This window comes from Arthrobacter sp. zg-Y916 (genome assembly GCF_020907385.1).
In the GTDB taxonomy this organism is placed as follows: domain Bacteria; phylum Actinomycetota; class Actinomycetes; order Actinomycetales; family Micrococcaceae; genus Arthrobacter_B; species Arthrobacter_B caoxuetaonis.
In genome coordinates this window covers 138946-160445 of sequence record NZ_JAJJOD010000009.1, presented here as the reverse complement: position 1 = coordinate 160445, position 21500 = coordinate 138946, and the positions used below count along the sequence as shown (strand labels likewise).

Genomic DNA, 21500 nt, shown 5'->3' with positions numbered 1-21500 from the left:
TTTGTCGATGCTGCGTCAGCAGCTCTGTCCACCTCCCTCGGCGGCCTAATGCTGGCCGCGAGGAACCGGGTGCGTTCGTCGGCGGATTTTTCCCATACTGTACGTTCCGGCGCCCGAAACGGGCGCCGGAACGTAGTCTTATATGCAGTGCCCAACCCGGCCGCGCCCACGCGCGTCGGGTTCATTGTGTCGAAAGCCATTGGGAACGCCGTGACACGTAACCTCGTTAAGAGAAGACTGAGAGAAGCAGCAGCGCAGAGCCTGGCCCAGAACCCCACCGGGTTCGACATTGTCGTCAGGGCACTGCCGCCGGCGGCATCGGCATCTTGGGCGCAGTTAAGCGCGGATTATGCTGGTGCCCTCTCTGCATGCATTGGCAAGCTTTCGCGGCAGTGACCACAAAGGTGAGGGAGGGACATACGATGGGCCGCACCGGCAACCAACCGGCGAAGGCCTATGTTCCTGCTGTCCTCGTGAAGGCGCTACTGCGTTTCGTGTGGCATCTGCCCCGAAACGTCCTGATCGGGATTCTGAAGGTTTACCGCAAGCTCATCTCACCGCTGTACGGGCCGGTATGCCGCTTCTTTCCATCTTGTTCTGCGTATGCCCTTGAGGCCGTCACCGTTCACGGTGCGGTGAAGGGCACATGGCTGGCCGCCCGCCGGCTCATCCGCTGCCACCCCTGGAACGACGGCGGAGTTGACCACGTGCCCGAAGGCCGAAGGACCTGGCCGCAGGAATCAGTCCCCAGGATTATTGTGCTGAATCATCCCGTGATTCCGGCAGACGAAGACAGCCGCCCCGCGGCTTGAGGAGTGTAAATGGGTTTCTTCGACACGATCATGTTTCCATTCAAATGGGTGGTGTCATGGATCATGTGGATCTTCCACGAGGGATTTGTGTTCCTCGGGATGGACGCCGCATCCGGATGGACCTGGACGCTGTCCATCATTGGCCTGGTTATTGTCATCCGTGCCGCCCTGATTCCGGTTTTCGTCAAGCAGATCAAGGCGCAGCGCGGCATGCAGTCGCTGCAGCCGGATCTGCGTAAGCTCCAGCAGAAGTACAAGGGCAAGACGGACCAGCTCTCGCGCCAGGCCATGACGCAGGAGCAGATGGCCCTGTACAAGAAGCACGGCACGAACCCCTTCGCGGCGTGCCTGCCGATGCTGATCCAGATGCCGTTCTTCTTCGCCCTGTTCCAGGTGCTGAACGGTGTTTCCAACGCCAGCTCGGACGGCGAGGGCATTGGCGCTCTCACCCATGACGCCGTCGTCCAGTTCGATGAAGCCACGATCCTGGGTGCGCCGCTCTCCTCCTCGCTGCTGCACGGATTCGGCACGGAGGGCCACACTTCCGTTGTGGTTCTCTCGATCATCATGATCATCGCCATGACGGCGTCGCAGTTCATCACGCAGAAGCAGATCATGTCCAAGAACATGTCTGAAGAAGCGCTGCAGAGCCCGTTCATGCGCCAGCAGAAGATGATGCTCTACGTACTGCCGCTCGTTTTCGGCATCGGCGGCATCAACTTCCCGATCGGCGTCCTGATTTACTGGACCACCACCAACCTGTGGACCATGGCGCAGCAGTTCTTCGTGATCCGCCGCATGCCCACCCCCGGGTCTCCTGCCGCCAAGGCCCTGGCTGAGCGCCGTGCCCGCAAGGGCCTGCCGATGATGCCGCTGCTGGGCGAAAAGAAGTCCGAGCCGGTGGAAGAAGTACCCGTCCCTGCCAAAGCACAGCGCCAGCAGCCCCAGCGCAAGAACAGGAAAAAAAGATGAGCACTGAGCACGTCGAAGAGTCCGTGGAAGAACTGCCTGAGGCTGCTGAAGGCGGCACCGTGAGCCGTCTGGAGGAAGAGGGCGACGTCGCCGCTGACTACCTTGAGGAGCTGCTCGACATCGCCGACATTGACGGTGATATCGACATCGAGGTCCGCAGCGGACGTACCTACATTTCCGTTGTCTCCGAAGAGGGAGACGACTCTGGCCTGGAGTCCCTGGTAGGGCGCGGGGGCGAGGTTCTTGAGGCCCTCCAGGAGCTCACCCGGCTCTCCGTGCTGACGGCGACTGACAATCGTTCACGCCTTGTCCTGGACATCTCCGGGTACCGCAAGGAACGCAGCGAGGAACTGTACCGGATCGCGGAGGATGCGGTTTCCCGCGCCAAGACGTCCGGCAAGGAAATCGCGCTGGCACCGATGAGTGCCTACGAGCGCAAGATTGTTCACGACGCCGTTGCGGAGCTTGGGCTCGTCAGCGAGTCCGAAGGTGAAGGGCCGGAACGCCACATCGTGGTGTCCCTTTCCGACGCATAGCCTTGCCCGTCCGGATATCTCGCTAAGACTAGGATCTGTTTTTCGTGGTTGAAATTACGCCCGCCGAGCATGCTGCTGCGGTCAAGGTCTTCGGATCCCGCCTCCCGCTGGCAGAGCGCTATGTGGAGCATTTGGCTACTTCCGGCATGGAGCGCGGATTGCTCGGGCCGCGTGAAGTTCCGCGGTTGTGGAGCAGGCATGTGCTCAATTGCGCTGTCGTAGCTGATCTGATTCCCGACTCCAGCAGGGTGGCCGATGTTGGTTCAGGTGCCGGGCTGCCCGGGCTGTGCCTGGCTATCGCCCGGCCTGATCTGGTGATGACTCTGATCGAGCCCCTTGAGCGCAGGGTGACCTGGCTGAACGAGGTTGTTGACGATCTGGGGCTTCAGAACGTGGAGGTTATCCGCGGCCGGGCTGAACAGGTAGTCGGCAAGGTGGAGGTAGACGTAGTCACCGCCCGAGCCGTCTCCGCCCTCACCGGACTGGCCGGCCTGACGATTCCGCTCCTGCAGGGTTCCGGGGTAGTGCTGGCCATCAAGGGGCGCAGCGCCGCGGAGGAAATCGAAAAGGCTGCCAAGCAGATTCGCCGGCTTGGCGGCAAGGAGACATCCGTCGTCACCGCCGGCGAGGATGTGCTTGAGGAGCACACGACCGTAGTCCGCATTGTTGTCTAGGCCCTGCCTGGTACTGCACACACCCTGCCCGATCCGGGGATTTGACCGGCCAGCCGATAGGCTAGGGGCAGTAATGCCTTATGTTGTGAAAGTGAGCATGTCCAGGTGAGTGTGCGCGATTCTGCCGCAAAACGAATTCCCCCCTTTGCTGCGCTGGGTTCTGCCTTCTCATCGCCTTTTTCGAGGAATCAACCTGAAGAGGTTGTAGAACCAAAGCTTGACTTGCCTGTTTCACGTGAAACGGGACATGCTGTTGCAACACTGTCTGCCGGCGCATCGTATGTGCCTGTTCCCGAGACCAGCGAAGGTGGTGTAGCCGGCCAGGCGGTTTATCCGTCAGAGTCGGTAGACGTTATGGATCTGATGGACGAAAGCACACCACTGGCCCGCGAACTTGCCAGTGAGAACCGGCGCCGCGAGAGGCTCCGGGGCAGGGTCCTGCCGCGGCCTGCCGAGACCCGGATCATGACCGTGAGCAACCAAAAGGGCGGCGTCGGGAAGACGACGACCACAGTAAACCTTGCCGCCGCTCTGGCCACGGCCGGCCTCAACGTCCTGGTGATCGATATCGATCCGCAGGGAAACGCTTCTACTGCCCTCGGGATCGACCACAGGGCAGACGTGGAGAGCATCTACGACGTCCTCATCGATGATTTGCCCCTGGGTAAGGTTGTGGCGCAGTGCCCCGACATCCAGAACCTGATCTGTGCTCCTGCGACAATCCACCTTGCGGGTGCGGAAATCGAGCTGGTCTCCCTCGTAGCGCGTGAGCAGAGACTGCGGCGTGCCATTGAGGTTTACGCCAAGGAACGCAAGAACGCCGGCGAAGAGCGGCTGGACTACATCTTCATTGACTGCCCGCCGAGCCTGGGACTGCTCACCGTCAACGCTTTTGTTGCGGCGAAGGAAGTCCTCATTCCCATTCAGTGCGAGTACTACGCATTGGAGGGCTTGAGCCAGCTTCTGAAGAACATTGAGATGATCCAAAAGCACTTGAACGCTGATCTGGTTGTTTCAACGATCCTGCTCACTATGTATGACGGCCGGACCAACCTGGCTGCACAGGTTGCAGCTGAGGTCCGCGAACACTTCCCACAGCAGGTCCTGGCCGCTGTCGTGCCCCGTTCGGTGAGGATTTCTGAGGCGCCGAGCTACCAGCAGACCGTCATGACGTACGATCCGTCGTCGACAGGTGCCCTTTCCTACCTGGAAGCTGCTGCCGAGATCGCCCAGCGATCCGTCTAGACACTCCCTTTGGGATACCGGGTGAACCCGACGGTGGACCGTAGAATACTCTCACAATCAATCCATGCCGCTTGCTGTGTGCATAAGGGAAGGACTTACCCATGACCGAAAAGCGTCGTGGTTTGGGCCGGGGTCTGGGAGCATTGATTCCCAGTACTCCCGAGTCTTCGGAGACAACTGGAACCTCCCAGTCGACCAGGGCTGGCCGGCCCGTTGATTTGTTCTTTGCTGCTGCAAGCGATGAGGTTGCGCCGGGCCGCACAGGCGGAGTGCGCCGTGGTGCCGGAATCAACAAGGAAGCCCTCCGGGCCCCTGCCAAGAAGAAGCCGGCAGCCCGCTCGGCAGCTAACCGGAAGGCGGCCCCCAAGGCAGACGCCGCCACGGCGGCAGCTGCACAGGAAGATCTGGCTGCCCGCCCGCAGGCAGGCGCTGAGAAGCCCGCAGAATCGGCTGTAGAGGCGCCCAAAAAGCCCAGCACGGCCCGCAAGAGCCCCGCTGCACCCAAGGAGCCAGTGCAGGCCGTAAAGGCTCCGGAAGACGCGTTGGCAGGCGTTGTCGCGGATGGGGCGGAAGCACCTGCGGACGCTGAGAGCGGTGTTTCACGTGAAACGTTGCTGGAAGTACCTGGTGCGCGGTTCGCTGAACTCCCAATTGATTCCATTCATCCGAACCGTAAGCAGCCGCGAAGTGTCTTCGACGAAGAAGACATGTCCGAACTGGTGCACTCTATCCGAGAGATCGGCGTTCTCCAGCCGATTGTGGTCAGGCCGTCCGCTGAGGGCGATGAGGATCATCCTTACGAACTGGTCATGGGTGAGCGTCGCTGGCGCGCAAGCCGTGAAGCCGGCCTGGACACGGTGCCAGCCATTGTCCGGTCCACCCAGGACGTCGATCTGCTGCGCGACGCACTTCTCGAAAACCTGCACCGAAGCCAACTGAATCCGCTTGAAGAGGCTGCTGCGTACCAGCAGCTCCTGGACGACTTTGAGTGCTCGCACGAAGAACTGGCTGAACGCATTGGCCGTTCACGTCCGCAGATTTCCAACACGTTGAGGTTGATGAAGCTCCCTCCGCTGGTGCAGCGTCGTCTCGCAGCTGGGGTCCTGTCCGCCGGGCACGCCCGCGCGCTCCTGGGGCTGAACGATCCCGCGGAGATGGAGAAGCTTGCCCAGAAGATTGTCGCCGAAGGTATGTCAGTTCGCGCAACCGAGGAAGTTGTGGCGTTGTCTGACGGTATTCGCCGGCCTGCGAAGGAGGCCAAGCCCAAGGTTGGAGCGCGGCACGAGCGCCTCGATTACCTGGCTAATTCGTTGTCTGACCGTCTGGATACCAACGTCAAGATCACTCTTGGTGCCCGCAAGGGCAAGGTGAGTATCGAGTTCGCAAGCGTGGATGATCTGAACCGAATCATGACTGTCCTCAATCCCGTCGAAGGGCAAGCGTCCTAGAGGACCGTACACAGATCGCGGCCCCTGTTTCACGTGAAACAGGGGCCGCTTTTTGTTGTATTACTGCCTTCTGGGCGCACGCCGGGTGAAGCAGCTGCGCACAGTTTGAGACGGGCACTTAGCGCAGCTCAAGGTGGCAATACCGCTGGCATTTGGAGGGACTGCAGTGCGCCCATCCGTTTCACGTGAAACGGATCATTCCGCAGCTGGAGCACATGTCGATTCCCAGCTGCCCAGGGGATGCCCGCGCTGGGGCGCAGCTATTTGTTCTGGATTGGTGTTCGTTGCGCGACATTCTTATCCTCAGCCCACCTTCAGACCCCACCCCGACGCAAGAGGGTTGCAGCGGAGCGACTTTTTGAACGAGCAACCAGCAAATTTGGCGCCGGACGATGACGACGGTTTCACGTGAAACATGGATCGTGGGGGCCTGCTGGCAATTGCCCCCTCGGGCAAGCTGCGGTGCTGAGCTGGTGGAAATGTGCAACTTGGATTCACCGACGCGTCAGGTGTACGACCGCTCCCAACAAGTGGCAGTATCGCTGTCGCAGTGCGGGGAACAGCGTATTTAGGTTGGTTGTTGATAATCGGCTGATGTCTGAGGTCTGTCCGCTTGCCATCCTGCGGCAAAGTATTGAGTAATCCAGGCGCGCACACGCTCTTCGGTTCAGGTTTGCAGGCGACGCACACGTCGAAAGGGCAGGGTACTCTTGCTCCGATTTGCAGTTGTGCCCACGTATCGCCTCGGGAACGTGGCGTGGTTCCAGCCATTTCTAGCGGGCCCGCGCCTTTCGAGTCCAAGCCGTTGTTTCGCCGGTTTCACGTGAAACGGGAGCTTGGTGTCTCCTTACAGGTACCAGCCTTGAAGTCTCTTGGTTGGCTAAGAGGGGCGGAGTAGGTACCTCGGGTCATTTTGGAGTCCGGTCTTGGGCTTTCATCGCAATGGCAGCCACAGCAGTTACGTGCCCGATGGACTGTCCCTGTAAGACGAAAGTGGGTGACAGTTGTTTCCTCACCAAACACAATCGATTGTGAGCAATAGACCTGGAGTGGTCCACCGTGTTGTCCGTAGCAAGCCCTCGCGACACCTGTCATACCCGGTTTATGAGAAGGAGGGTCCTGAGAGCTGAGTCGTCTACGGACTATGGTGAAATTCAGCGTTTCGACCAGGGCCAGCATGCCGCCGCAGGCAACTCGAGACCACCCCGGAATCTGGTTCCTGTTTCACGTGAAACAGGAACCAGATCTAATTCCGGCAACTCTGAGATCGTGCACCGTAAAGAATCTCCAGTCTTGGGGAGCAGCGTATGAGCGGTATCAATGGCCTGCCAGGGTGTTGTTCGTTTCGACCGTTTTCGGTTTCAAGTGATTTGCCTGGACGCTACTCTCCCTGGAGTTGTCGAGTGCTAGCGATGTGGGGCCAGCGGATACAGCCGTCTATCGGGTGGCGCTGACTGGGGATCGGTGGCCCCAACTGTGTATCCCGCAGGAAACGAGGTGCGGAATGAAGGTCCTCGGTTGCTTACCAGCGAGTATGTCCCCGAGGATCTGCTCCCCATGCAGGGCAGAACGTTGATTTCGGTAGAGGCCTATAGAGTACGTTTCCCCGGATATTGGACTCAGTGCCTGGCGATTTCGTTTGGTATATTTTGCTGGTTTTGGATCCCGCTGGGGCCGTTTCGACCTGCGTGGTGAGTCGGTCCGTGCCAGCTTCCAACGTTTGGTGTTTCACGTGAAACACAAATGACGGCCATGTCGTCTCCTGCACTTGAGACTGTGGGCAACCCGGAGCCGCCTGGGCGGCCAGCACCCCAATAGCTGAACAGATCGACGGGGATCTGCCATCGTTGCGTTATTGCCGACAATTCAACTCTCTCCTCAGGTCAGTGAGATCCGTCGGCGGCACCGGCGAGTTTGTAGTCAACACCGCGGATCGTGACAGCTTTGCCTCCGCCATTTCCCTGGTGTAAGCACGGCGAAAATCGAAGAAGGAGGACTCAGTGTATTCCCGATGATCGCGGTCTCGGTTCTGCGGTTAACAGCCGACGGGGTATCACGCAGAGATGTCGATGGCGCGGTTGCATAGGCTCTGGCTCATGCGCACGACCGCTGACGGAACAGGGATCATTGCGTCTTCGCACACCGTGGGTACGTCGTTTCACGTGAAACGACAAGGTACCACTGTGGGGCCGTGCAGGCTTGAGGTGCCGGAGCCCCACCGACCGTCGCATTGAACGACGCGTGAGGCTTGGCCGGCCTGCTGTGCGCCGCGTGATCACCCAAGGACCGACCGCCCCCTAGCCAGCCGATCCACCCGGAAGAACGAGCGCACCGTGGACGACATGTGCTGGCCTACGGTTCGGAGACGAGGTGCGGGACACAGCTGCGTTCGATATCGACAATCCCTCGAGTTCGAGTTCGAGTGCGAGTGCGAGTGCGAGTGCGAGTGCGAGTGCGGGAGCGAGTGCGGGAGCGGGAGCGAGTGCGGGAGCGGAGCGGGAGAATGCGAGTGAGTGACCGGCTGGTAGACCAGGAATGAGAATCGGAACGGGAACGGGAAGGGGAACGAGATGGACGTCGACGGTGGCTGGGATGGGGCATGGATGTAGCGGTGCACGTCGAAGAGGATCTCGATACCGGCCAGGAACCGTCAACCACCGCTCTGGCTCATCTCCGAGCCCGACGTCAGCTGCCCAGCTGCCGGAACAGTTTCACGTGAAACACCACCATCGGTAATCCAGGACCGCGCTGATCCAGATCGCTGAACTCCCCACGCCAAGTGATGCTGCAGCGGTACCGCTTCCTCGGACGGAACACTCTTAGGCCGCAGTCAGCCCCGCCGCTACACAACACCTTTGGGAGGATTAGGAGCCCGGGGCCTGTTCAGCGTGTTCTCTGCAGACTGACCGATACTGGGGTTTGGTATCTGAAGCGACCGGGACTAGGCCGGCGTGGTGGGAGCAGAGACGCGTAGTTTTCGCTATGGGACAAGTATGCCGCGGGTGGGTGCCGAGTGATTTCAGGGGAGGCTATAAGTATGACCCCCGTCAGCGGAGTACTGGATATCGAAGGTGAAGCACCCGGTTCCCGACCAACACCTGGGGATCGCCCAATGCTTGCTGCGTATCAACGCCGCCGAAGTAGCGCTTCCCGGATCCAAAGACGACGGGTGCAACGTCCATTCGCACCTCGTCCACTAACCCGGCGGCGAACGCCTGCCCTCCAACGTCGCCAGCTGCGACTTCGACGATCCGACTGCCCGCGAGTTCCTGCGCTGCGGCAATAGCCGCCTCGATGCCCTCGACAAAGTAGAACGAACCCTCCGGGTCCCAGTCCGCTGGGGGAGGCCGATGGGTGACTACAACCATATGGTCCACTCCGGACGGAGGGTTTCCGTCCCAGCCTTCTGTCAGATCGAAGACGTGGCGTCCGACGACGGTCACTCCGATCTGGTCCCAATAGCTCCGGGTGTACTCGAAGGAAGCCTGGGACACCTTCAGTTCCCCGCTGGCATCCAGGGGTACATCGCCGCCGGTCAGCCACTCGAACAGCGGACCCGGCTGGTCTTGCTGGTCTGAGATGTAACCATCCAGTGATACGGAGCTGTACATGACTACCTTGCCCACGGAGCTCTCCTCAGGTGTAGAGACCCCCAACGTACAAGCCGGGACTTCTTCTCCGCGAGAGTGCGGCCATTCCCAGCCAGCCGGTCTCCGCACGGAGAGCCAGTGCAGCACGGTCCCCTAACGGTTGTGGGAGCCGTGCCCGAACGTGCCCGAGACTATCTCTTCGAGTGCCTTTACATGTCCACGGTAGGCCTTGAAACCGTCCTTCGTTAGGCTGAGCCAGGTCTTCCTGGAATCCAGGGTTCCGCGCTCCTGGCTCACGTAACCGGCGTCCACCAGCGCAGTTACCTGCTTGCTGAACGCAGACGGGGACAGGCCAAGGGTCGTCCGGAGGACAGAAGTCTCCACCGATGTTCCGGCGGCCAGCATGGCGCAGAGCCGCAGCCGTGCCGTGGGATGTATGTGGGGATCAAGTTCGGCTTTCAACGGCGGGTAACCCGGTAATGAACTATCGAGCCGACGGCGTAACTCGCCACGGTTCCCGCCGCACAGAACAACACCATTCGGGTGAGACCCATTTCTGCCGCCACGATCGACGCAGTCAGGAAGACTCCGGAGAGTACGACGGCAGCCAGGAACGCACGGATCCGCGGCACGGCAAACGGGGCACCCATACGGGACCCGGCCCAGTAGTTGAAAAAGCAGAGGCCCATCACCAGGACAGCCAGGAGACCGGATCCTGTGGGCGAGTCCAGCAGCGGAAGGATCGCAGCAGCACCGAGGAGGACCCCGTTGGCAGCGTAGAGCCACCACGGCCAGGCGAGGCTGCGGATGGCGTCCTGTGCATTCCTGGCAGCGGACAGATCCGCCGACGCCCGGTTTCCGTCCGGGAGGGGTCCGTTAGTTTCCATGGCGGAAACGATAAGACATAGTTTTCGGTCTGGAAAGAGTAATGCCGTGCAGGCCGGGATTCCGGCCTGCACGGCATTCAAGGTCTTTACAGGCCGGAAACCCGCCTATGCTCGTCGGCCGGATTGAACCGGCTGACGTCGTCGAGGACCAGGGTGCCTGTGGGCTGATCCTCTTCCTCGAGCAGATAGAGCCGCTGGATCGCGATGACAATGGAATCAGCCACAGTCTGCCGGAACACCGGATCAGCAAGCCTGTGGGCGTCATGGAAGTTGCTGAGATAGCCGAGGTCGATTCCCACCGAAGGGATGCCCGGAAGCTTCAGGGTGTCCCACGTGCGGGCGTGCACGCCGAGACTTTCCATGTCCGTCCGCGCTGCCAGTTCCTTGATCATCAGGATCGCGGCACGCTGCCCGATGGGGGAGCGGGGCTCGCCGGTGGACGGCAGTCCCCAGTAGTAGGCGGCGATGCCTGACGCAGCCGGCTGGTCCAGCCAGTCGCAGTGAATGTCGACGTTCAGGCTGGGCAGCCTGCTCATCGGATCGGTGCCGTTAGGGTCCCAGGCCACTACCTCGGCGCCGAACTCCTTCAGGATCCGCTCTACCCGCTCGCTGACGTCCGAGGCCACGAGCAATTCCGTCAGGGGCTGGCCGCTCAGGCGTTCGGTGACGTGTTCAGAGGGCGTTTGTGAGCGGCCGGTGTTGAGGGTGATGGTGCGGCCGCGCAGGGCAGCGGTGGAGCGGTCCAAGCGCTCGTAATCGCGCAGCGCGAAGGCCTGGCTGGGGGAAATGGCACGGTTCACCCGGGACATTGCGGTCACCGTGTCGCCGTCGCACACGCCCGTACCGGGGATACCCAGGTTCTCTTGGAGCTCGGCCACCGCGTATCTGGTGCGCACACCGAATTCGCCGTCAATGTGGCCGTAGTAGAAACCCAGGTGGGACAGATGGCGCTGCAGTTCGGCGACGTCGTCGCCCCGCACGGCCGGCTGGTCCTCGACGTAGGCGAGGGGACGGTCACCGAAACGGAACTGGGCTTCGGCCAGCGCGCGCTGGGTGTCCGGCCCCGCCACGCCGTCGACGATCAGGCCGCGGCTTTGCTGGAAGGCGCGCACGGCGGCATCGACATGGTCGTCGAAGACGGTGGGGTCGTTGACGGCATCAGGCGCGAGGTAGGACATGGGAATGCCGGCGCGCAGCAGCGCTTCGCGAAGCGCCACCACGCGCCGGCTGGAGTCCAGCCTCCGCAGACAATCGTCCGTCGGATGCATCATGAGGCCTACTTCAGGAACGCCGCGAATTCCTGCTCGAGAACCTGCTTCGGCTTCGCGCCGATCGACGTGGCAGCAACCTCACCGCCCTTGAAGACGTAGACGGCGGGGATGGACGTGATGCCGTACTTGGCGGCGATCGCCGGATTGTCGTCCACATTGACCTTCACGACGTCGACCTTGTCCGCGTACTGCGCTGCGATGTCGTCGAGGATGGGGGAGAGCATCCGGCAGGGACCGCACCACTCAGCCCAGAAGTCCACGATTACCGGCTTGTCGGCGGTCAGTACGTCGGTGCCGAAGGAGGAATCCGTTACGTCTTTGGCGTTGCTCATTGTTCTTGCTCCTTGTGGATCTCTAGACGGCAGCGTTTTCGGAAACTGTTTCCGATGCCGGGGTGGGGACTGTGGCGGCGGTAGCTGCCGAGCCCATGTCTGCCAGGTAGTGCTCGACGTCGAGCGCAGCCACGCAGCCCGAGCCGGCTGCGGTGATGGCCTGCCGGTAGGTCGGGTCGATGACGTCGCCCGCGGCGAAAACGCCGGGGAGGGAGGTCTTGGAGGTCCGGCCCTGGACGGCGATGGTTCCGGCTTCAGTCAGCTCGAGCTGGCCGCGGACCAGGTCGACGCGCGGGTCGTTGCCGATGGCCACGAAGATTCCCGTGACGGCCAGGTCTGATTCGGAACCGTCCTGCGTGTTGCGCAGCCGGGCGCCGGTGACCTTGTCTTCGCCGTGGATACCAACGACCTCGGAGTCCCAGACGAAGCGGATCTTCTCATTGGCAAGGGCGCGGTCCTGCATGATCTTGGAGGCGCGCAGGGTGCTGCGGCGGTGCACCAGGGTCACCGAGGATGCAAACTTGGTCAGGAAGAGGGCTTCTTCCAGGGCGGAATCGCCGCCGCCGATGACGGCGATGTCCTGGCCCTTGAAGAAGAAACCGTCGCACGTTGCGCACCAGCTCACGCCGCGGCCGGACAGGCGCTTTTCGTCTTCCAGGCCCAGCTCACGGTAGGCGGATCCGGTGGAGATGATTACGGACCGGGCGAGGAAGGTTTCACCGGGTCCGATGGTGACCTTCTTGACGTCGCCCGAGAGGTCCACGCTGGTGACGTCTTCGAAGAGGATCTCGGTACCGAACCGGCTCGCCTGCTTCTCGAGGCTCACCATGAGGTCAGGGCCCATGATGCCTTCAGGGAAGCCGGGGAAGTTTTCCACATCAGTGGTGTTCATCAGTTCGCCGCCGGCGGTGACCGAGCTGGCGATCAGCAGCGGCTTGAGGTTCGCCCGGGCTGTGTAGATGGCCGCGGTGTAGCCGGAGGGGCCGGAACCAACAATGATGACGTCACGGACTTCCTGGGTGGAAGCTGCGGTGTCAGGGCGAATTTCTGTGCTCACGTGCTGTGAACCTCTTTCCTTGAAGTCTCGGTGGAGAACGGCCGTCTTCCGGTTGGTGGGACGCCCGGGGTATCTCTAGCCACCCGTCACAACACTGTCAGGCAACAGCTTATTCCGAATGGCTCCTGCATCACATGGTCAGCCGCCGGGGCGGTTCCCGGCGGCTGAAATGCGGCAGATCAGGACACGGCAATTTCCGCGATCCGCAGGCCCCAGGGGTACTCGGCCTGTACACCGCTGAGCCGCGGCAGCTGGGTGAAGTTGATGATGACGTAGCTCGCCGACACCGGTTCGCCGTCCACCTTGGGGACCGTAATCGATGTCTCCGGGCCGGTGAAGCCGCTCTGTGCGACCGTCTGGGCGCCATCCAGGGACGGCGAATCATTCAGCATCACAGAGAAGCTTCCGCCGCTGCCGTTGAGCTGGGTGATGTCGACCTTGGTGATGGCCGACTCTTCTTCGAGCTCGACGACGAGCGCCAGGCTGGGGGCCAGGCCGCCGAACGTGTCGGACGCGTAGACGTAGCTGGACCAGTAGCTGGCCGCATTGCCGTCGACGATCTGCGGGAGGGCGGCGTCGTTCGCCGAATCCAGCTCCTGGTTGCCCGGAACCAGCCGGGTAACGCCTGCCGTGGCAGGCGCGGGCAGCGCTGTCCCCGTTTCAGCCGGGGCGCCTTCCGTGGTGCTTGGAGCCTCGGCACTGGGCGTAGGTTCAGGGTTCGCGGCGAAGAAGTCGCCGACCTTGCCCAGGCTGGTGAAGGAGAAGACCACCGCGACGATCAGGATCAGGCTCAGGATGGCGCCTACCAGCAGGCGGCCGAATTTGCGGCTGTTGCCGTTGCCGGCGCCGTCGTCCTCATCCCGCTCGTCATCGTCGTAGTCTCCGGAGTCATAGTCGGAGTCCAGCGCCGTGCGGGGAAAGCTGGAGGCCTGCCGGGTGTCCTGTCCGGCGGCAGCGTAGCCTTCGGCCGGGAAGTCGTCTTCTTCGTCCCAGCGGCTGACTTTGGGCTCGCCGGCCGGAACCGTCCGGGCGGGCGTGGTCTGGGCTGAGCCCTTCGGGCTCTGGCGCGGCGGCGGAGGAATGGACGCGGCACCCGTGGCTGCCTCGGCAGGTGCTTCCTGCGCGCCGCCGTACTCCAGGTCCCGTGCGGCAGCGGCCGAAGCTGCTCCTGCGGCTGCGCCGCCCGCGGCAGCACCCGCGCCGCGGCCGAAGCGCGGGAGGTGCGGCTTGGACAGCCCGGAGAGGAGCGGCTTACGGTCCGGGCGGTCCTCGACGTAGCGGTCCTCTTCGACCGTCTCAGGCTCGCGTGAGCGAGCGACGCCGAAAATCTCCGAGCCCAGCGTGTCGGTGAAGAACGGTTCGACGTACGGGGCGTCGCGTTCGATGACCAGGTCCAGCAGATCGGCTGCGTTGCCGCTGGAGGTCACCAGGTAGGTGCGTCCGTCGCTGACGCCCAGATCCAGGATCTGCACCGTCGACTGCCGCTCGCCAATGGCGATCTCACGTGCGCTTGCACTGACCTGCGTGGCGTTCTGCGGCGCAGCTACAAGAATGCTGACGGCGCGGTTGAGCACTTGGTCCACTCCGTCGAGGACGAGGTCATTCTCTGCCGATGCCAGCACCTGGGCAGTGACCTTGTATCGGCCGCCCAGCACTGATCCAGCGTTTACCGGCTGTGGCACGTGTTCCTCCCGTGGAAACGGCTATGTCTGCGAAGAGATGCTGCTTCCGGCGCCGGTGAGGCTGCCGGTGCGGTTAATACGCGCGGGCCCTCCAGGCCTTCCCGTACTGCCCACTTTGTACCCATGCTACCCGCGGCAGGCAGCAAAGCCGGAGTTGGTCGTCTTAGGCCCGGCGCAGGAACTTCGCCAGGACGGGTTTCAGCAACTCTTCCAGTTCACGTACTTTCAGCACCCGGAGCATCCCGAGGTACACCGCGGTCATCAGCACGCCGCAGACGGCCAGCACAACGGTGGCACTGATGAGGGACTGCCAGGCGAAGCCGTCCGCGCTGTATCCGCCCAAGGCTGCCAGGGCGGCTGCCCCAACTGCGGCCGCGGCGAGAGCAGCCACAGTAAGCCGCACGTGGACGTCGAACACCCGGTCCGCACCGTAATAGCCCAGCTTGCGCTTGAGGAAAATGTGGCTGAGCACCACGGCGCAAATGTTCCCGATCGAGTACGCCACGGCGAGGCCAAAGACAATCCGGTCCGCGGGCAGCGCGGCGGCAACCAAGGCCAGGCTGATGCCCAGCACAGCGAGGATGATCTGCATGATCATTGGCGTCTTGGCGTCTTCACTGGCGTAGAAGGCCCGGTTCATCAGGAACGTTGCGCTGAGGAAAGGGGCACTCACGGCCAGGAGGACAAGCACCTGCCCCTGGACCGCTGCCGAAGCGTTGGATCCGCCTCCGAACCACATGCCGATCGGGCCTGCCAGGACCACCATCACCGCGGCGCAGAAGACAGTGGCTACGCCGATGACCCGCAGGCCGCGCGAAATGGTCTCCCGCACGCCGTCGAGGTTTTTTTCCACGAAAGAGTGGGACATCCGGTTAAACAGGACTGTGGCCAGGGACAGCGCTATGACGGAGTGCGGAATGATGTACAGCATTGCCGCGGTCTCGAGGTTCACCTGCCCGGCGATCTGCTGCGGAGGATTCATCGCCAGGAACGCCGGCCGTGCTTCGGTGGCGATCGTGGCCACGTTTGTGTAGACGAGGTAGGCGCCGTTGCCGACCAGCATGGTGATGATGGTCCATTTAGCCACCCGGGCGGTATCGCCAAGCCCTACTCCGCGCAGGCCGAAGGAAGGCCGGAGTCCCAGCCCGAGCTTCTTCAGCGGAAACAGCAGCACCAGTGCCTGCAGGACAACGCCGAGCGTGGTGCTTCCTGCCAGAATCAGCGTGGCCGTAGGCGTCCAGGTGTCCGGGGCGAACTGCTCGGTGGTCTCCCGGCCGATGAGCGAGATGAAGAGGACAAGCCCGCCGATGGCTACGAGGTTGTTGACGACGGGCGCCCACATATAGGCGCCAAAGCGGCCATTGGCGTTCAGGATCTGGCCGATCACCGCATAGGCGCCGTAGAAGAAAATCTGCGGCAGGAGCCAGTACGCGAACGTGGTGGCCAGGGCCAGTTCATCTCCGCTCAGGCGTGTGCCGAGGGAGACGACGAGCGGCGCGGCGAGGGTGGCGACCAGGGCAATGCCGGCCAGGAAAGTGAGGCTCAGGGTCATGATCCGCGAGACGTATTCGGTGCCCCGGTCTTCGCGCTTGCTTGCCTTGATGATCTGCGGGACGAGCACGGCGTTGAACACGCCGCCGGCGACCAGCAGGTAAATGAAGTTGGGCAGGACGTTTGCGACGCCGAAGAGGTCAGTGACACCGGCAGTGCTGCCGATCGCTACGGCGAGCAGGGAGGTGCGGACGAGCCCGAGTACACGGGAGACCATGGTTCCCGCGGCCATCACGGCGCTCGAACGGGCGGTACTGGGAGCGGTAATCTGTGCGGCCATTATGTCCTTATGCTCTCACCTTCAGGCAGCGTTGGCTCAACGCAGGGCCGCGGGCCGCACCTAGAGATGCTTGGGCAGAATTTCCCGGGCGAGGTCGGCGATGCGCCGCTCATTGGGAAAGGAGAGCCGCCGTCCCAGCATGCTCAGGGGGACCCAGGCAACGTCGACCGCCTCGTGGTCCGGGTCGTTTTCGATGGTCAGTTCCCCGCCCACTGCTTCCAGCAGGTAGTGGTGGACCGTCTTGTGGACCCGGTGGCCGCTGACCGTGAACCAGTAGTCGATGCTTCCCAGGGCGGTGAGGATCCGGCCGTCGATCCCGGTTTCCTCCGCGATCTCACGGATGGCGGCCTGCTGGTTGTCTTCATCATCCTCGGGGTGTCCCTTGGGAAGGCACCATTCGAGCCGTCCGCCGCGGTTGAGGCGGGCAATGATGGCAACCGGCAGCTGGGGGTCCGTGGAATCCACCACAATGCCGCCGGCAGAGACTTCTTCCACCGTGGGAAGGGCCGCGTGGGCCGGGTGCGCGCCGGAGCTTCCCATTGACGCAGTCAATGGGGTCCGCTTGGGCGCACTCGGGACGGGATGGGCCATACCCCCACTCTAACTATCTTTCCGAAGCGATGATGACTGTTCGGAGCCTGCCCCCGCGCCGCCGCGGCAACCCCGGCGTGTCCGCGTCCTTTGCAGCCGGTGTTGTCCGCACCGGACGGTTTATCTGGCACGCTTAAAGCACTATGGCGCACCTTTCCGACAGCTCGTTTCCCGATACACCCCTGCCCGATGTCATTCCCCGGCTCGGAGCCCTCTTCGAAGCTGCCGGGTTTGAGCTGTCCCTGGTGGGCGGCCCGGTCCGCGACCTGTTCCTTGGCCGCGTCTCTCCTGACCTGGATTTCACGACCAACGCCCGCCCGGACGACATCATCAAGGTCGTGCGCGGGTGGTGCGACACGTACTGGGAAATCGGACGCGAGTTCGGAACGATCGGGATGCGCAAGGACGGCTTCCAGATCGAAATCACGACCTACCGTGCAGACGCCTACGACCCGGATTCCCGGAAGCCGGCTGTTGCGTTCGGGGAACGGCTCGAGGACGACCTGTTCCGCCGGGACTTCACCATGAACGCCATGGCTCTGCGGCTTCCGCAGATGGAGCTCGTGGATCCGTTCGGCGGAGTCCGGGACCTGCACGCCGGGCAGGTGCGCACGCCCGGTGCACCATCGACGTCGTTCTCTGATGATCCCCTCCGCATGATGCGTGCGGCGCGCTTTGCCTCCCAGCTGAACGTCGCACTCGCCCCGGAGGTCTTCGAGGCGATGAAGGACATGGCGGAGCGGATCACCATCATTTCCGCCGAGCGCGTCCGCGATGAACTCGTGAAGCTGATCAACGGCAAGGCCCCCGCGGACGGGATCGACCTGCTCGTGGAAAGCGGCCTGGCCGACTACGTGCTCCCCGAGGTCTCGGCGCTGAAGCTGGAGATCGACGAGCACCACCGCCACAAGGACGTCTACCAGCACTCCCTGACCGTGCTGCGCCAGGCCTGCGACCAGGAGACAGGCGCGGACGGTCCGGTGCCCGGCCCCGACTTCGTGCTCCGCTTCGCTGCGCTGATGCACGACGTCGGCAAGCCCGCCACGCGGCGCTTCGAATCCACGGGATCCGTCAGCTTCCTGCACCACGACGTCGTCGGCGCCAAGCTGGCGGCTAAGCGGATGAAGGCCCTGCGCTTCGACAACGACACCATCAAGGCAGTGTCGCGCCTGGTGGAGCTGCACATGAGGTTCTACGGTTACGGCGACGCCGGCTGGAGCGATTCCGCCGTGCGCCGTTATGTGAACGACGCCGGCCCCCTCCTGGAGCGGCTGCACCGCCTCACACGCTCCGACGTGACGACCCGCAACCGGCGCAAGGCCGAGCGCCTGGCTTTCGCCTACGATGACCTCGAACAGAGGATCGCAAAGCTGGCCGAGCAGGAAGAGCTTGCCGCCATCCGCCCGGACCTTGACGGCAGCCAGATCATGGCGCTGCTGGGGATCGGGCCGGGCCCGGTGGTGGGCCGGGCTTACCGCTTCCTGCTGGAGGAACGGATGGAGAACGGTCCGGCGGACCCGCAGGAAGCTGAGGCAAAACTGCGGACATGGTGGCAGGATCAGCCGGAGAGCAGCCAGGCCGCGGCGGAAGACTAAGGACGAAAAAGGACTCCCGATGACTGCAGAGAACCTCTGGCCGGTAGCGCCGGACCTGACCCCTTCCGGGACGGCACTGCCCACCCTCTGGCTGGTCAGGCACGGGGAGACTGAATGGTCCCGGGACGGCAATTACACGGGACTCACGGATATCCCGCTGACGGCGGCCGGCGAGGAGCAGGCCGCCGCCGCACGGGAGAAGCTCGGCCACGTAGATTTCGACAGGGTGTTCACATCTCCGCTGGTCCGCGCCCGCCGGACGGCCGAACTCCTCGGCCATCCGGACGCCGAAGTGCTCCCGCATGCCCATGAGTGGGACTACGGAGAAAACGAGGGCCGCCGCAGCACCCAGGTGAGGGCAGAGAATCCCGGCTACATCATCTGGAACGACGGCGTTCCCGGCGGTGAAACCCTCGCGGACGTTGCTGCCCGGGCAGACCGCATCATTTCCGCGGTGCAGGCCGGCTGCGGCACCGAGATGGACAGGGACCCGGGGGCAGTTCCGATTGAACAGGCGCTGCTGGTGGCCCACGGGCACTTCCTGCGCGTGCTGGCCGCACGCTGGCTGGGCCTGCCTCCAGACAAGGGCAGGCATCTCGCCCTGGCCACTGCGGCGGTCTGCGTGCTGGGCTGGGATAAGCACACCCCGGCGATCCTCAGATGGAATATCTGAAAAAGTTTTAAAACTTTTTGCATTTAGGACTTGGCAGCGTGCCGGCAGCGGGTTATATTTTTTCCAGCGCCCCGTCGAGACTGATCACACACTGATCTCGCTTTGATGTCACTTTGATGTCACGCTGGGCGAATGAACGGATCGGTTTCCGGGCAGACATTATCTGCACGGACAGGCACGGAAAAAGGGGTGGACTATGGATAACGACTTCGCAGGCATTGCCTGGCGGACACTGTTCGCCACGGGCACCCCGGGCCTGAGCATCCGTACTGGGCGGTGTGGAGCCGCACCGACGGCGGGCTTTGAGCCCGGCCGGCTGCACGGGACGCGGACCACTCCGTAACCCTGCCCCGCGCTCGGACCGGCAGTCCGGTCCGCACGGCACACCGGTTCCTGCCCGGCCCTATCGGCGTCATTCGCACAACTCCTGGCTCCCGGCATTTCCGCTGCCTGTCCGCACCCGATGCGGCCATACATCAGCACGCGGAATATTCCCGACAGGAATACATCAATGACTCCGGACCCTTAATCACGCTTCTTTAGCGTTTAATTTCTGCGCCTTCAATGCGCCTTTTTTCGGAGAAATCACCATGCCTAATTCAAACCTGCCCTTTTTAGGGCTGCACGAGGATGAATACCCTCAATCTTTACGTCCATTACCCGCGAAACCCCGCCGCCTTGAGGGCACTGCGGCCGGCGTTGGATCCTCCAGTCATCCGCGGAGAAGCCGGTCCCGCATGTTCAGGCTGCCGGGGCTGGGGCGGCTGGTCCGCGCCCTTCGCGGCAGCCTCGTCCGGAGTACACGCGCACTTGAGGCGGCTGAGGAGCGGCAGCTTGACCTGCTGAACCTGTACACCTCCTCAAGCCGCACCAGGGGGCGGCCGGGCCCGTGAGAGCCTGCACACCCTTGCCCCGGGATCCGCGTGGTTGCGCGGGGATCCCGGGGGTAAGGAATCAAAGCGGGACCTCCCGGCGTTGTATGGTCGATAGGTAGGAAACACAGGCCAGTGACGAAGGGAGTGCTGTGCCCCAGGTCAACCGGGTGGCCATGCTCTCGCTGCATACCTCGCCACTCGAACAGCCTGGCTCCGGCGACGCCGGCGGCATGAACGTCTACGTTCGTTCGGTTGCCCTCCAAATGGCGAAAATGGGCGTTGAAGTGGATATCTTCACGCGTGCCAGCTCGCCGGACCAGCCTCCAGCCGTGGAGATCGCCCCCGGAGCCGTTGTCCGGCACATCCCCGCCGGACCACGCCGGCAGGTGGCCAAGGAACTGCTTCCCGGCTTCATCGAGGAACTCAGTGAAGGCATCAGGGATGCGGCCCGCAGGCTGCCGCACCGCGGCAGGTACGACGTCCTGCACTCGCACTACTGGGTTTCGGGCGTTGCGGGACTCACCCTTTCCCGGGAGCTCGAGACCCCGCTGGTCCACACCATGCACACCATGGCACGGGTCAAGAACCTCCAGCTCCAGCCGGGCGACCGGCCCGAACCGGACGTGCGGATCCAGGGCGAACAGGACATAGTCGACTCCGCTGCACGGCTGATAGCCAATACCACCACCGAAGCACTGGAGCTGGTGAGCTGGTACGGCGCACGCCAGTCCGCCATCGACGTCGTGGCACCCGGTGTCGACCTGGACGTTTTCTCCCCCGCGGGACGTGCCCTGGCTAAGCCGCTGCACGGTGTCCGCCGCGACGAGTTCCATGTTGTCTTTGCCGGCCGTATCCAGCGGATGAAGGGACCCCAGGTCCTGGTCGAGGCCGCCGCCCGGCTGCGGGCCTCGCGGCCGGATATTCCGCTGCGCGTCAGCATCCTGGGCGCGCCAAGCGGTTCCGAAGTCCTGGACCTGGAGGAAGCGGTGCGTTCTGCCGGCCTGCAGGGAATTGTCCACCTTCATCCCCCCGTTGCCGCCGGCGGGCTCGCCGGCTGGTTCCGCTCCGCCGACCTCGTGGCGGTGCCCTCCTACAGCGAGTCCTTCGGGCTGGTGGCCTTGGAAGCCCAAGCCTGCGGAACGCCGGTCATTGCGGCCGACGTCGGCGGATTGCCGAAGGCGGTCAGCTCGGGCCGTACGGGCGTGCTGGTCCAGGGACACGATCCGGCCCGCTGGGCTGCCGAACTCGAGGCGCTGTACGACCACGCCTCCTGGCGATCCGACCTGGGGCGCTCCGCCGCAGTCCACGCGCGTTCCTTCGGCTGGCAGCGCACAGCAATGCTGACAGTGCAGGGATACGCGCAGGCCGCGGACGAGTTCTCCGCCCACGCCGTGCACAACTAGCCGCGCTGCCCTGCCGGAACGGACCC

General features: G+C 63.1%; 19 protein-coding genes. 10 read left to right on the top strand and 9 right to left on the bottom strand.

Features of this window, described 5'->3' with window-relative positions; translation table 11 throughout:
- Positions 1-48: 48 nt before the first annotated feature.
- From rnpA to LOC59_RS14100, 7 genes are all read left to right on the top strand, one after another.
- Positions 49-396, top strand: coding sequence for a ribonuclease P protein component (gene rnpA, locus LOC59_RS14130; RefSeq protein ID WP_227896422.1), 348 nt, complete (start codon positions 49-51; stop codon positions 394-396).
- Positions 397-422: 26 nt separating this feature from the next.
- Positions 423-812 (top strand): membrane protein insertion efficiency factor YidD, encoded by a 390-nt coding sequence (yidD, locus tag LOC59_RS14125; RefSeq protein ID WP_227896421.1) that lies wholly within the window; start codon positions 423-425, stop codon positions 810-812.
- A 9-nt stretch (positions 813-821) separates the two neighbouring features.
- Positions 822-1784 (top strand): membrane protein insertase YidC, encoded by a 963-nt coding sequence (yidC, locus tag LOC59_RS14120; protein ID WP_227896420.1) that lies wholly within the window; start codon positions 822-824, stop codon positions 1782-1784.
- The gene (locus LOC59_RS14115; RefSeq protein ID WP_229972696.1) at positions 1781-2320 is read left to right on the top strand and encodes a Jag family protein; all 540 of its coding nucleotides are present in this window, start codon (positions 1781-1783) and stop codon (positions 2318-2320) included. The genes yidC and LOC59_RS14115 overlap by 4 nt, the downstream gene beginning before the upstream one ends.
- A 44-nt stretch (positions 2321-2364) precedes the next feature.
- A complete protein-coding gene (gene rsmG, locus LOC59_RS14110) occupies positions 2365-2994 on the top strand; it encodes a 16S rRNA (guanine(527)-N(7))-methyltransferase RsmG (protein WP_227896418.1) in 630 nt (209 codons plus the stop codon).
- Positions 2995-3099: 105 nt separating this feature from the next.
- Entirely contained in the window at positions 3100-4239 is a 1140-nt protein-coding gene (locus LOC59_RS14105; protein ID WP_279324714.1) for a ParA family protein, read from the top strand.
- A gap of 101 nt (positions 4240-4340) precedes the next feature.
- Positions 4341-5687, top strand: a complete 1347-nt coding sequence (locus LOC59_RS14100) for a ParB/RepB/Spo0J family partition protein (RefSeq protein ID WP_229972694.1) — start codon at positions 4341-4343, stop codon at positions 5685-5687.
- Between the two features lie 3047 nt (positions 5688-8734).
- Here the strand turns inward: LOC59_RS14100 and LOC59_RS14095 are convergent.
- The 9 genes from LOC59_RS14095 to LOC59_RS14055 all read right to left on the bottom strand — a co-directional run bounded on the left by LOC59_RS14095 (position 8735) and on the right by LOC59_RS14055 (position 16877).
- Positions 8735-9313: a dihydrofolate reductase family protein gene (locus tag LOC59_RS14095; RefSeq protein ID WP_229972692.1), complete on the bottom strand. Its 579-nt coding sequence runs from the start codon at positions 9311-9313 to the stop codon at positions 8735-8737.
- A gap of 117 nt (positions 9314-9430) precedes the next feature.
- Positions 9431-9739 carry a transcriptional regulator gene (locus LOC59_RS14090; RefSeq protein ID WP_229972690.1) on the bottom strand — a complete coding sequence of 103 codons (309 nt, stop codon included), beginning with the start codon at positions 9737-9739 and terminating at the stop codon, positions 9431-9433.
- Entirely contained in the window at positions 9736-10164 is a 429-nt protein-coding gene (locus LOC59_RS14085) for a hypothetical protein (protein WP_227915910.1), read from the bottom strand. Before LOC59_RS14085 ends, LOC59_RS14090 begins: the two co-directional genes overlap by 4 nt.
- An 86-nt stretch (positions 10165-10250) precedes the next feature.
- Entirely contained in the window at positions 10251-11435 is a 1185-nt protein-coding gene (locus LOC59_RS14080; RefSeq protein ID WP_229972688.1) for a peptidoglycan-binding protein, read from the bottom strand.
- A 5-nt stretch (positions 11436-11440) separates the two neighbouring features.
- The gene (trxA, locus tag LOC59_RS14075; protein ID WP_227896413.1) at positions 11441-11767 is read right to left on the bottom strand and encodes a thioredoxin; all 327 of its coding nucleotides are present in this window, start codon (positions 11765-11767) and stop codon (positions 11441-11443) included.
- Between the two features lie 22 nt (positions 11768-11789).
- Positions 11790-12824, bottom strand: coding sequence for a thioredoxin-disulfide reductase (trxB, locus tag LOC59_RS14070; RefSeq protein WP_229972686.1), 1035 nt, complete (start codon positions 12822-12824; stop codon positions 11790-11792).
- 179 nt (positions 12825-13003) lie between these two features.
- Positions 13004-14506, bottom strand: coding sequence for a discoidin domain-containing protein (locus LOC59_RS14065; protein ID WP_229972685.1), 1503 nt, complete (start codon positions 14504-14506; stop codon positions 13004-13006).
- Positions 14507-14669: 163 nt separating this feature from the next.
- Complete coding sequence (gene murJ / locus LOC59_RS14060) at positions 14670-16337, bottom strand: murein biosynthesis integral membrane protein MurJ (protein WP_227896410.1); 1668 nt, start codon at positions 16335-16337, stop codon at positions 14670-14672.
- Between the two features lie 60 nt (positions 16338-16397).
- Positions 16398-16877 (bottom strand): NUDIX hydrolase, encoded by a 480-nt coding sequence (locus LOC59_RS14055; RefSeq protein WP_422454040.1) that lies wholly within the window; start codon positions 16875-16877, stop codon positions 16398-16400.
- A 194-nt stretch (positions 16878-17071) separates the two neighbouring features.
- Between LOC59_RS14055 and LOC59_RS14050 the strand changes: the two genes are divergently transcribed.
- The 3 genes from LOC59_RS14050 to mshA all read left to right on the top strand — a co-directional run bounded on the left by LOC59_RS14050 (position 17072) and on the right by mshA (position 21474).
- Positions 17072-18523, top strand: coding sequence for a CCA tRNA nucleotidyltransferase (locus LOC59_RS14050; protein WP_227915913.1), 1452 nt, complete (start codon positions 17072-17074; stop codon positions 18521-18523).
- A gap of 19 nt (positions 18524-18542) precedes the next feature.
- The gene (locus LOC59_RS14045; RefSeq protein ID WP_227915914.1) at positions 18543-19196 is read left to right on the top strand and encodes a histidine phosphatase family protein; all 654 of its coding nucleotides are present in this window, start codon (positions 18543-18545) and stop codon (positions 19194-19196) included.
- Between the two features lie 1024 nt (positions 19197-20220).
- Positions 20221-21474: a D-inositol-3-phosphate glycosyltransferase gene (gene mshA / locus LOC59_RS14040; RefSeq protein ID WP_227915916.1), complete on the top strand. Its 1254-nt coding sequence runs from the start codon at positions 20221-20223 to the stop codon at positions 21472-21474.
- Positions 21475-21500: the final 26 nt, after the last annotated feature.

Excerpts from the sequence above, each read along its gene's own strand:
- rnpA (WP_227896422.1), top strand. The coding sequence starts at position 49 with ATGCTGGCCGCGAGGAACCGGGTGCGTTCGTCGGCGGATTTTTCCCAT.
- yidD (WP_227896421.1), top strand. The coding sequence starts at position 423 with ATGGGCCGCACCGGCAACCAACCGGCGAAGGCCTATGTTCCTGCTGTC.
- yidC (WP_227896420.1), top strand. The coding sequence starts at position 822 with ATGGGTTTCTTCGACACGATCATGTTTCCATTCAAATGGGTGGTGTCA.
- LOC59_RS14115 (WP_229972696.1), top strand. The coding sequence starts at position 1,781 with ATGAGCACTGAGCACGTCGAAGAGTCCGTGGAAGAACTGCCTGAGGCT.
- LOC59_RS14100 (WP_229972694.1), top strand. The coding sequence starts at position 4,341 with ATGACCGAAAAGCGTCGTGGTTTGGGCCGGGGTCTGGGAGCATTGATT.
- LOC59_RS14085 (WP_227915910.1), bottom strand. The coding sequence starts at position 10,164 with ATGGAAACTAACGGACCCCTCCCGGACGGAAACCGGGCGTCGGCGGAT.
- LOC59_RS14080 (WP_229972688.1), bottom strand. The coding sequence starts at position 11,435 with ATGATGCATCCGACGGACGATTGTCTGCGGAGGCTGGACTCCAGCCGG.
- trxA (WP_227896413.1), bottom strand. The coding sequence starts at position 11,767 with ATGAGCAACGCCAAAGACGTAACGGATTCCTCCTTCGGCACCGACGTA.
- murJ (WP_227896410.1), bottom strand. The coding sequence starts at position 16,337 with ATGGCCGCACAGATTACCGCTCCCAGTACCGCCCGTTCGAGCGCCGTG.
- LOC59_RS14055 (WP_422454040.1), bottom strand. The coding sequence starts at position 16,877 with ATGGGAAGCTCCGGCGCGCACCCGGCCCACGCGGCCCTTCCCACGGTG.
- LOC59_RS14050 (WP_227915913.1), top strand. The coding sequence starts at position 17,072 with ATGGCGCACCTTTCCGACAGCTCGTTTCCCGATACACCCCTGCCCGAT.
- LOC59_RS14045 (WP_227915914.1), top strand. The coding sequence starts at position 18,543 with ATGACTGCAGAGAACCTCTGGCCGGTAGCGCCGGACCTGACCCCTTCC.